The 9,747-nt window shown below is 70.8% G+C and carries 10 protein-coding genes and 2 tRNA genes; 8 read left to right on the top strand and 4 right to left on the bottom strand.

What is annotated here, in order from left to right; genetic code table 11:
• Positions 1 to 68: 68 nt before the first annotated feature.
• Positions 69 to 2,642 (bottom strand): aminopeptidase N, encoded by a 2,574-nt coding sequence (pepN, locus tag IEY30_RS16420; RefSeq protein ID WP_030200388.1) that lies wholly within the window; start codon positions 2,640 to 2,642, stop codon positions 69 to 71.
• 139 nt (positions 2,643 to 2,781) lie between these two features.
• Here pepN and IEY30_RS16415 point away from each other — a divergent pair, with 139 nt between their 5' ends.
• The 3 genes from IEY30_RS16415 to IEY30_RS16405 all read left to right on the top strand — a co-directional run bounded on the left by IEY30_RS16415 (position 2,782) and on the right by IEY30_RS16405 (position 5,138).
• Complete coding sequence (locus tag IEY30_RS16415; protein ID WP_030200384.1) at positions 2,782 to 3,417, top strand: mycothiol-dependent nitroreductase Rv2466c family protein; 636 nt, start codon at positions 2,782 to 2,784, stop codon at positions 3,415 to 3,417.
• Between the two features lie 80 nt (positions 3,418 to 3,497).
• On the top strand, positions 3,498 to 3,980 hold the full coding sequence (locus tag IEY30_RS16410) for a ribose-5-phosphate isomerase (RefSeq protein ID WP_030200381.1): 483 nt from the start codon (positions 3,498 to 3,500) through the stop codon (positions 3,978 to 3,980).
• Between the two features lie 126 nt (positions 3,981 to 4,106).
• Positions 4,107 to 5,138 (top strand): PP2C family protein-serine/threonine phosphatase, encoded by a 1,032-nt coding sequence (locus tag IEY30_RS16405; protein ID WP_229675049.1) that lies wholly within the window; start codon positions 4,107 to 4,109, stop codon positions 5,136 to 5,138.
• Positions 5,139 to 5,193: 55 nt separating this feature from the next.
• On the opposite strand, the gene IEY30_RS16400 is transcribed toward IEY30_RS16405, so the two are convergent.
• A complete protein-coding gene (locus tag IEY30_RS16400; RefSeq protein ID WP_030200376.1) occupies positions 5,194 to 5,397 on the bottom strand; it encodes an antitoxin in 204 nt (67 codons plus the stop codon).
• Between the two features lie 134 nt (positions 5,398 to 5,531).
• On the opposite strand from IEY30_RS16400, the gene trmB reads away from it, so the two are divergent.
• Positions 5,532 to 6,272: a tRNA (guanosine(46)-N7)-methyltransferase TrmB gene (trmB, locus tag IEY30_RS16395; RefSeq protein ID WP_030200373.1), complete on the top strand. Its 741-nt coding sequence runs from the start codon at positions 5,532 to 5,534 to the stop codon at positions 6,270 to 6,272.
• A gap of 231 nt (positions 6,273 to 6,503) precedes the next feature.
• On the opposite strand, the gene IEY30_RS16390 is transcribed toward trmB, so the two are convergent.
• Positions 6,504 to 6,577: transfer RNA gene (locus IEY30_RS16390), tRNA-Pro, on the bottom strand.
• A 127-nt stretch (positions 6,578 to 6,704) separates the two neighbouring features.
• Between IEY30_RS16390 and IEY30_RS16385 the strand changes: the two genes are divergently transcribed.
• Together IEY30_RS16385 and IEY30_RS16380 are read left to right on the top strand one after the other, a co-directional pair.
• A tRNA-Gly gene (locus tag IEY30_RS16385) sits at positions 6,705 to 6,778 on the top strand.
• A gap of 44 nt (positions 6,779 to 6,822) precedes the next feature.
• Complete coding sequence (locus IEY30_RS16380; protein ID WP_030200371.1) at positions 6,823 to 7,119, top strand: DUF2087 domain-containing protein; 297 nt, start codon at positions 6,823 to 6,825, stop codon at positions 7,117 to 7,119.
• Positions 7,120 to 7,155: 36 nt separating this feature from the next.
• Here the strand turns inward: IEY30_RS16380 and IEY30_RS16375 are convergent, their stop codons facing one another.
• Positions 7,156 to 7,671, bottom strand: a complete 516-nt coding sequence (locus IEY30_RS16375; RefSeq protein ID WP_030200369.1) for a hypothetical protein — start codon at positions 7,669 to 7,671, stop codon at positions 7,156 to 7,158.
• Positions 7,672 to 7,811: 140 nt separating this feature from the next.
• Here IEY30_RS16375 and tig point away from each other — a divergent pair, with 140 nt between their 5' ends.
• Positions 7,812 to 9,170: a trigger factor gene (gene tig / locus IEY30_RS16370; RefSeq protein ID WP_030200367.1), complete on the top strand. Its 1,359-nt coding sequence runs from the start codon at positions 7,812 to 7,814 to the stop codon at positions 9,168 to 9,170.
• A gap of 141 nt (positions 9,171 to 9,311) precedes the next feature.
• Positions 9,312 to 9,596 (top strand): hypothetical protein, encoded by a 285-nt coding sequence (locus tag IEY30_RS16365; RefSeq protein WP_030200365.1) that lies wholly within the window; start codon positions 9,312 to 9,314, stop codon positions 9,594 to 9,596.
• Positions 9,597 to 9,747 lie beyond the last annotated feature (151 nt).

Here is a 9,747-nt window from a genome sequence, read left to right as displayed (position 1 = left end):
GGGGGGGGGGGGTCGGCCGGAGTGGCCGTGCGGGGCCGCCCGGATCGGACGGCCCCGCACGGAAGCGCTCAGGCGCGGCGGTCGCGCTCCTGGGCGACGAGGGCCCGCGCGATGGTGTCGCGGTTCTCGGCGACGGTGCGCACCAGGCCGGGGGCCGCGTCCGGGTTGGCAGCGAGCCACGCGTCGGAGGCGTCCTTGAGCTCCTGGCTCGCGAGCGAGAACGGGTAGAAGCCGCCGACGACACGCTCACCGATGGCGACGCTGCGCTGCGCCCACGCGTCGACGAGCATCGCGTGGTACTTCTCCACGTAGGGCTCGAGCAGCGAGAGGTCCGAGCTGCGGCGGAAGCCGGCGCTGACGGCCTCGACCATCTGGTTGGACAGGTCGTTGCGCTCGACCGCCTTGGCCCACGCGTCGGCCTTGGCCTCGGCGGTGGGGCGGGCGGCGAGGGCCTCGGCGGCCCGCTCCTTGCCCGTGGCCGTCGGGTCGCGGTCGAGCTCGGTGGCGATCTCGACCTCGTCGGCGACCCCGAGGGCGGCGAGGGCCTTGATGAAGGTCCAGCGCAGCTCGGTGTCGACGGTCAGGCCCGGCAGCGACTCGGCGCCGGTGAGCAGCGCCCGCAAACGCGCCTCGTCCGCCGGGTCGGACGTCGCCGCGGCCCACGCCTCGACGAGCTGGAACTGGGCGTCGCTGCCGGCCTCGGCCGTCTCGGCCAGGGAGCGCAGCGAGGACGTCAGCAGGCCCGACACCTCGGCGCGGTGCTCCGGAGCGGTGTAGAGCCGGGCCGCCGTCGACACCTGGCTGAGGAGGACGCGCAGCAGCGTCGAGTCGGTCTCGCCGGGCATCGACTCGAGCACGAAGCGCACGAAGTCGCGGGCCGGCATCTCGCCGTCCCGGGTCATGTCCCACGTCGCGCCGAGCACGAGCGAGCGGGGGAGCGAGTCCTGGAAACCACGGGGCAGCGAGAGCGCCGTCGCGAGCGAGCGCTCGTCGAGGCGGATCTTACCGTAGGCGAGGTCGTCGTCGTTGAGCAGCAGCAGGTCAGGCTGCTCCTGGCCGACGAGCTCGGCGAGGTCGGTGCGCTCGCCGGCGATGTCGACCTCGTCGTAGCCGGTGCGCTCGAGCACATCGCCCGCGTCGCCCGACCGGACGGCATACCGCCCGACGCCGATGCGGTGGGGACGGAGCGTCGGGTACTCCTCGGTCGCGGTCTGCGTGATCGCGAACGAGCTGTAGCGACCGTCGGAATCGACCTCGAAGACCGGGCGCAGGGTGTTGACGCCGGCCGTCTCGAGCCACAGCTTGCTCCACTCGGTCAGCTCGCGGCCCGAGGCCTTCTCGAGCTCACCCAGCAGGTCGGAGAGGGTGGTGTTGCCCCACGCGTGCTTGCGGAAGTACTCGCGCAGCGCGGCCACGAACGGCTCACGGCCGACGTATGCCACGAGCTGCTTGAGCACGGACGCGCCCTTGGCGTACGTGATGCCGTCGAAGTTGACCTCGACGTCCTCGAGGTGGCGCATGTCGGCGGCGATCGGGTGGGTCGAGGAGAGCTGGTCCTGGGTGTAGGCCCACGCCTTCTCGGACGTGCCGAACGTCGTCCAGGCGCTCGTCCACTCGGTGGCCTCGGCCTGGCACGTCGTCGATGCCCACTCGGCGAACGACTCGTTGAGCCAGAGGTCGTCCCACCACTTCATCGTCACGAGGTTGCCGAACCACATGTGGGCCAGCTCGTGCAGGATCGTCAGGGCCCGGCGCTCGATCTTCGCCTCGGACACCTTGGAGCGGAAGACGTAGACCTCGACGAAGGTCACGGCCCCGGCGTTCTCCATCGCGCCCATGTTGTACTCGGGCGTGAAGATCTGGTCGTACTTCTCGAAGGGGTACGGCTGGTCGAACTCCTCCTCGAAGAACGCGAAGCCCTTCTTGGTGCAGTCGAAGATGTTGTCGGCGTCGAGGTACTGCGTCAGCGACTTGCGGCAGAAGACACCGAGCGGCACGACGCCCTTGCGGGTCGAGACCTCGTCGCGGACCTCGTCGTAGGGCCCGGCGATGAGCGCTGTGATGTAGGAGGAGATGCGCTTCGTCGGCTCGAACGACCACGTCGCGCGCTCGACGCCGTCCGCCACGCCGGCGGCCTCCGGGGTCGGCGTGGGGGAGTTGCTGATGACCTTCCAGTGCGCGGGCGCGGTCACGGTGAAGCGGAAGGACGCCTTGAGGTCGGGCTGCTCGAACACGGCGTACATGCGCCGGGAGTCCGGGACCTCGAACTGCGTGTAGAGGTAGACCTCGTTGTCGACCGGGTCGACGAAGCGGTGCAGCCCCTCGCCGGTGTTGGTGTAGCGGCCGGTCGCGTCGACGGTCAGCTCGTTCTCGGCGGCCAGGCCCGGCAGGGCGATCCGCGAGTCGGCGAAGACCTCGGCCGGGTCGAGGTCGACGCCGTTGAGCGTCACCTTCTCGACGGAGTCGGCGATGAGGTCGATGAACGAGTCGGCGCCGGGCTCGGAGCAGGTGAACGTGACCGTGGTGACGGTGTGGAAGTTCTCCGGACCCGTCGTGAGGTCGAGACGGACGTCGTAGGAGTCGACGCGCAGGATGTCGGCGCGGCTCGCCGCCTCGTCGCGGGTCAGGTTCTTGCCGGGCACGTAGGGACCTCCTGGGAAGGGTGCTGTGGGCACGACGGAGCGTCGGTCGGACGGCGTCGTCGCGGGCCATCCTCGCACGGAACCCCGACCGGTCCACCACCGCAATGGGGCCGCGGCGGGCAGTGCCATGATGGGCCGCATGGCCGATGTGAACGACAGCCCCAGCACGAGCCGCACCCCTGTGGAGATGTGGTTCGACCCGATGTGTCCGTGGGCGTGGATGACGTCCCGCTGGCTCATGGAGGTCGAGACGCTCCGCGAGATCGACGTCACGTGGTCGGTCATGAGCCTCGCCGTCCTCAACGAGCACCGACACGACCTCGACGCCGCCTACCGGGCGCGCATGGACGAGGCCTGGGGACCGGTGCGCGTCATCATCGCCGCCGCCGAGGCCCACGGTGACTCCGTCGTCAAGCCGCTCTACGACGCCATGGGCACCCGGATCCATCTGCGCAGGATGAACGACTTCGACCAGGTCATCCGCGAGTCCCTCGAGGAGGTCGGCCTGCCCGCGGCGCTCGCCAAGGACGCCCACCACAAGAAGTTCGACGCAGCCCTGCACCGCAGCCACAAGCGCGGCATCAGCCTCGTCGGCACCGACGTCGGCACGCCGATCATCGCCGTGGACGGTGTCGCCTTCTTCGGCCCCGTGGTGACCCCGGCCCCCAAGGGAGAGGCCGCCGCCCGCCTGTGGGACGGCTGCGTCCTCGTCGCCGGCACGCCCGGCTTCTACGAGCTGAAGCGCAGCCGCACCGAGGGCCCCATCTTCAGCTGAGGCGGCCCTTCCCCTCCGCAGCTCCTCGCACCAACTCCGCACCAATCCCGGCACCACCTTCGACGCACCCAAGGACGGACATGCGCATCCACATCGGCGGCGACCACGCGGCATACGACCTCCACCAGACGCTCCTGACGCACCTGCGCGAGGCCGGCCACGACGTCGTCGACCACGGCCCGTTCGGCTACGACGCCCAGGACGACTACCCGGTCTTCGTGCTTCGCGCGGCCGAGGCGGTCGCGGCCGAGCCGGGCTCCCTCGGGGTCGTGCTCGGCGGCTCGGGCAACGGCGAGCAGATCGCCGCCAACAAGGTCGCCGGGATCCGCGCGGCCCTCGCCTACAGCACCGAGCTGGCGAGCCTGGCGCGCGAGCACAACGACGCCCAGGTCGTCTCCATCGGAGCGCGCTTCACCGCGGAGGACGTGGCCAAGGAGATCGTCGACACCTTCGTCGCGACGAAGTTCACCGATGAGGCCCGGCACAGCCGCCGTCTGGGTATGGTTTCCGCGTACGAGAACACGGGGGACTTGCCGGCTTTGCCGGAATCGGACGTGCGCTGACCGCATGCCGTCCACCGTCCCCCTCCATCGCTAGGGAGGCACGTGGCCCACAACGAGAGCGTCGTCTCTCGGCGCTCCCGGTATGCTGCCGGCCCCATCCGGCGCCTCCGGCTGCTGGGTCCGTGGTTGAGCCGTGCCCCGTGGGTGCTCGTCGGCGCGTTCCTCGCGCTCAGCGTCGCCGCGACGGTCGCCGTGGCGATCTGGCCCGACCGCGTGCCGTGGGGCGTGTACGGCTTCATCGTCGTGCTCGCGGGACTCTTCCTCGAGCCCCGGCTGCTGCTCGTCGTCTACATCGGGCTCTTCCTCGCCATGGCCATCCTCGGGGCCTACCTCGGTGAGCAGAAGTCGACGACCACCGGGGCGCAGGTCGTCACGGTGGCCACGATGATGCTCATGCTGTGGCTCTCGCACGCGCGCGCCCAAGTGGGCGTCGTCGGGGTGAGCGGCGAGTCGATGCTCGTCGACATGCGTGACCGACTCCGCGCGCAGGGCGAGCTGCCTCCCCTCCCGCGCCAGTGGGGCGCCGAGGTCGCGCTCGAGTCAGCCTACGGCGACGGCTTCGCCGGCGACTTCGTCGTCGCGAGCCGCTCGACCGACGGCGTCACCCTCGAGATCGCACTCGTCGACGTCTCCGGCAAGGGCCGCGACGCCGGCACCCGGTCGCTGCTGCTCTCCGGCGCGCTCGGTGGGCTGCTCGGCGAGATGAGCGAGGGCGGCTTCCTCCAGTCCGCCAACAACCACCTGCTGCGGCTGCGCTGGCCCGAGGGCTTCGCCACCGCGGTCCACGTCGCCGTCAACCTCGAGACCGGCGACTTCACCATCGGGTACGCCGGCCATCCGGCTGCCGCGCAGTTCGCCGCCGGCTCGGGCCGGTGGCGGATGCTCTCGGGCGGCCGCGGGCCGCTGCTCGGGGTCATCGAACAGGCCGAGTACCCCCGCGAGACCGGCACGATCCGCCGCGGCGACGCCCTCGTGCTCTACAGCGACGGGGTCATCGAGGCCCGCGACAAGGCGCTCGTCGACGGCATCGACCGCATGCTCGGGCGGGCCGAGTCGTTCATCCGCACCGGCTTCGAGGGCCTCGCCCAGCGCCTCTGCGACCAGGCCGCGGCCGGTCTGGGCGACGACCGTGCCGTCGTGACCATCTGGCGCACCTGACGCGAAGAGGGTGACGGCCGTCCGGCCGCCACCCTCCTCCACGTCGGTGTCTGCGTCAGCGGATGTCGTCGTCCTGGCCGTCGAGCCCGTCGAGCCCGTTCTTCAGGCCCTCCTGACCCTGGTCGACCTTGTCGGCGTACTGGCCGCCCGTCTTCTCGTCGACGAAGTCGCCGGCCTTGTCGACGCCGTCGCCTACCTGGTCGCCGTGCTGGTCGACGAGGTCGCCGACCTTGTCCTTCATGTTGTCGAAGACGCCCATGGCTTGCCTCTCGGTCGTCGAGGGCCGCTCCGTGGCCCTCGTGCGCCTTCCAACGTAGCCCTCCCGTCGTCGGCCGGGAGGGGCCGGGCCGCAGCGAACTTCGGGACAGCGCCCGGCGTCACTACGATGCCTGCGTGAGTGAGCACCCCACCGAAGCGAGCACCCGCGAGGCCGGCACCGACCGGCGCAAGGAGCACGTCGTGCCCGACCTGCCCCCGGGTGTCACGCCCGCGCGCGTGCGCACCTTCGTGCGCCGTGGCCGGCTGTCCTCGCTGACCAAGGACCGCGTCGAGCGCCTCGCGCCCGCCCGGTCGCTGCCCGAGGGCAGCTTCGACGCCGAGGCCGCCTTCGGGCGCCGTGCCCCCGTCGTCCTCGAGATCGGGTGCGGCCACGGGCACGCGGCGATCGCGTATGCCGCGGCCTTCCCCGAGCACGACATCGTGGCCATGGATGTCCACACCCCCGGGCTCGCCCGCATGCTCGCCGACGCCGACGAGGCGGGCGTGCCCAACCTCAGGGTCGAGATCGGCGACGCCGTGCTCTTCATGGAGGAGCGCGTGCCGGACGCCACCTTCGACGCCGTGCACCTCTTCTTCCCCGACCCGTGGCGCAAGCAGAAGCACACGAAACGGCGCTTCGTCAGCCCCGCCAACCTCGACCTGCTCGCTCGGGTGCTGAAGCCCGGCGGCCACGTGCTCATCGCCACCGACCAGGACTTCTACGCCGAGCATGCCCTCGCCGAGGTCGCCGCCCACCCGCGGTTCGACGCGCGTCGGGTCGCCCGGCCGGAGTGGCGTCCGCGAGACGGCTTCGAGGCCAAGGGAATTGCCGTCGGCCGCACGATCAACGAGCTGCGTCTCGACCTGCTGCCGTGAGTGCGAGGCCAACGGTCGAGGAGTCTGATCGGCACCTGGTGCCGGTGGGTCTCCGCGACTGTTGCGGCTCCTTCGGCTCGATGCCTCGCGGGTGACAGGACGCCGCCGTCGCGTCCCGTCGCTCGTTCCTCGCGGCGGTGCGCTCCGGCTCCCGGCATCCTGTCCACCCCGACACGAGCGGAGGCCGAGCTCGGGCGACTTCGTCGCTCCGAGCTCGGCCTCCGCGAGATGTCGGGGTGACAGGATTTGAACCTGCGGCCCTTGCGTCCCAAACGCAATGCGCTACCAAGCTGCGCCACACCCCGTGGCGTCGGAATCGTAGCGGACGAGTGGGGAGCGACCCCGGCCCCGCCGCCGGATCGGCCCGATTTCGGCGGACCGTGCACGACCCAGTACGCTTGCACCTCGGATCGCCGGCACCGCCGGCGCCGTGCGGGCGTAGCTCAATGGTAGAGCCTCAGTCTTCCAAACTGATCACGCGAGTTCGATTCTCGTCGCCCGCTCCAAAAGCCTTTGCCCGCGGGCGTGCCCACTTCCTAGCGTGGGCCGCATGTTCCGCCCCGACCTGCAGGACGCCCTCCGAGACCGCGACGCCGTCCTCCGCTCGTTCCTCGCGCCCGACGGCTCCCTGACGAGCATCCCCACCAAGATCCGCAAGCGCCTCGTCGTGCTCGACCTGCTCGCGCAGGAGTTCGAGCCGGGGGAGAGGTACGACGAGAGCCAGGTCAACAACCGGCTGCGCGCCTTCCACCCCGATGTCGCGGCCCTGCGGCGCTACCTCGTCGAGGAGGGCTTCCTCGAGCGGGCCGACGGCCGGTACTGGCGCAGCGGCGGCACGGTCGACTGACCCGGCCACCCGGCATACGCCATCGATAGACGGGGCTCAGCGGAAGCCGAGGGCCTCGCTCAGCCAGCTCTCGGCGCCGTCGGCCTCGAGGCCGGCCTCGACGGCCGCGGCCGTTCGCGCGGACGGCCACCCGTGCACCCAGAACAGCGCCAGACCGCCCGGCAGCGCGATGAGCAGCGGCAGCCACGAGTGGGGGGTGAAGGCGAACGAGCACGCGAACGCGACGAGGACCGGAGCCTCCGCGAGCGCGGTCCGCAGGGTCGTCGTCGAGGTGAAGTAGCGCAGGCTCGTGGTCTCGGCGTTCTCCCGCGGCAGGCCGTGAGGGAGGGACGGGACGGCATACCCGACGTAGCGGATCAGCGTGGCCGAGGCGACGAGCGTGGCCAGCACGATGCCCACGGCCCACGGCGACGGCATGGGAGCCGACGGGTCGACGATGATGCGCACGGCGCTCAGCATCAGCGCCCCCATGCCGACCGCGATCGACACCATCTGGATGGGGCGCAGGGCGGCACTCTCGGGGGAGGCGAACGGTCCGGGAGGGGTGCTCATGGGTCCCGAGCATAGGCGTGGGAGTGCGGCGGACGATCCGCGCATTTAGCCATCGGCCGCGTGCCCTATAGCATGGTGCGCTGGCCCGTCCGTTCACCGTCGACGACCACGTCGGCACCACCCCAATGGAGTAACCCGCAGTGAAGAGTGCGCTCGAGACCCTCAGCCCGACCCGGGTCAAGATGACCGTCGAGGTCCCTTTCGAGGAGCTCAAGCCGAGCCTCGATGCGGCCATCAAGCACATCGGTGAGCACATCCAGGTGCCCGGCTTCCGCAAGGGCAAGGTGCCGGCCCGCATCATCGAGCAGCGCGTCGGCCGCGCGGCCGTCCTCGAGGAGGCCGTCAACAACGCCCTGCCGACCTTCTACGGCCAGGCACTCGAGGAGAACGAGGTCCGCCCGCTCGGCCAGCCCGAGATCACCGACCTCCAGGTGCCCGCGACCGACGGCGAGGACTTCGTCTTCACCGCCGAGGTCGACAAGCGCCCCGAGATCGACCTGCCCGACTTCAGCGACATCGAGCTGACCGTCGACGAGGCCAAGGTCGAGGACGAGGCCGTCGAGCAGCGTCTCACCGACCTCCGCGCCCGCTTCGGCACCCTCAAGGGCGTCGACCGCGCCGTCCAGGACGGCGACTTCGTCTCCATCGACCTGTCCGCCGAGATCGACGGCGAGCAGATCGACGAGGTGACCGGCGTCTCCTACGAGGTCGGCAGCAAGAACATGCTCGAGGGCCTCGACGAGGCGCTCATCGGCATGACGGCCGACGAGACCAAGAGCTTCACCGCCCCGCTCGCCGGCGGCGACCAGGAGGGCCAGGAGGCCGACTGCACCGTGACCGTCACCGCGGTCAAGGAGCGCGAGCTGCCCGAGCTCGACGACGAGTTCGCCCAGCTGGCCTCGGAGTTCGACACGCTCGACGAGCTCAAGGCCGACCTCACGGCCAAGGCCGAGATCGACGCGAAGTTCGCCCAGGGCGTCGCGGCCCGCGACAAGCTCCTCGAGGCCATCCTCGAGAAGGTCGAGGTGCCGATCCCCGAGAGCATCGTCGAGGCCGAGGTGCACAGCCACCTCGAGGGCGAGGGTCGTCTCGAGGACGACGAGCACCGTGCCGAGGTCGGCGAGAGCACCCGCAAGGGCCTCAAGACCCAGCTCGTGCTCGACGCGATCGCCGAGAAGGAAGAGGTCAAGGTCGAGCAGCAGGAGCTCATCGAGTTCCTCGTCATGAGCTCGCAGCAGTACGGCATGGACCCCAACCAGTTCGCGCAGTCGCTCGACCAGGAGGGTCAGATCCCCGCCATGGTCGCCGAGGTCGCCCGCCGCAAGGCGCTCGCCACGGTCCTCGAGAAGGTCGCTGTCAAGGACACCGCCGGCAACGTCATCGACCTCAACGAGGCCGTGCCCGGCACCGAGGGTGACGAGGCCGACGCCGCTGACGAGGCCGTCGAGGCCGTCGAGGCCGACGCCGACGACACGCAGGCCGAGAAGGCCGACGCCTGACCTGCACAGAAAGTATGCCGTGAGGCCGGCTCCCGCTCGGGAGCCGGCCTCACGCGTACCCGGGGTTGCCGGGGGTGAGGCTCGGGGTACGTCACCGACGGTCGCCGTCCGGCGGCTCGCACCTCGACGAGGGAGCCTGAGATGAGCAGCACCGACGAGTCGGGCGCCGGCATGGCCGACACCGACATCAACAGCACCGACCCCGAGGGCACCAACCCGCCCGAGCGCGACAGCACCGCGGCGCAGGGCTCGGGCGACGACGCAGACCGTGGCAACCTCGACGGCAGCAACGCCGTCGACGAGCCGCGCGACCGCTCGCTCGAGCAGGCCGGCGGCAACGGCTCGTTCGACGACGTCTCTGACCGGCCCAACGGCGCCGAGTCCGACGTGGTCGACTCCGGGCAGGACAACGGCCTGAACAGCTGACCGCACACGGTCACGGGCCCCGCCGGACGGCATACGACCGGTGGGGCCCGTGCGTGTGGTTGCGCCCGCCCGGCTCAGGTTTGTGCGCTCACGGCGAACACGGCGCGGTTCGGGAAATCTGCCCGAGGGGTCGGGCGTTAGGGTCAGTGAC

The sequence above is a fragment of the Terrabacter tumescens genome, from assembly GCF_014646815.1.
Taxonomy (GTDB): domain Bacteria; phylum Actinomycetota; class Actinomycetes; order Actinomycetales; family Dermatophilaceae; genus Terrabacter; species Terrabacter tumescens.
This window is presented reverse-complemented; position numbering and strand designations above follow the sequence as displayed.

Bases quoted from the DNA above. Each gene is read 5' to 3' on its own strand.
- IEY30_RS16415 (WP_030200384.1), top strand. From the start codon at position 2,782: ATGGCCGATGTGAACGACAGCCCCAGCACGAGCCGCACCCCTGTGGAG.
- IEY30_RS16400 (WP_030200376.1), bottom strand. From the start codon at position 5,397: ATGGGCGTCTTCGACAACATGAAGGACAAGGTCGGCGACCTCGTCGAC.
- IEY30_RS16365 (WP_030200365.1), top strand. From the start codon at position 9,312: ATGAGCAGCACCGACGAGTCGGGCGCCGGCATGGCCGACACCGACATC.
- IEY30_RS16380 (WP_030200371.1), top strand. From the start codon at position 6,823: ATGTTCCGCCCCGACCTGCAGGACGCCCTCCGAGACCGCGACGCCGTC.
- IEY30_RS16375 (WP_030200369.1), bottom strand. From the start codon at position 7,671: ATGAGCACCCCTCCCGGACCGTTCGCCTCCCCCGAGAGTGCCGCCCTG.
- IEY30_RS16410 (WP_030200381.1), top strand. From the start codon at position 3,498: ATGCGCATCCACATCGGCGGCGACCACGCGGCATACGACCTCCACCAG.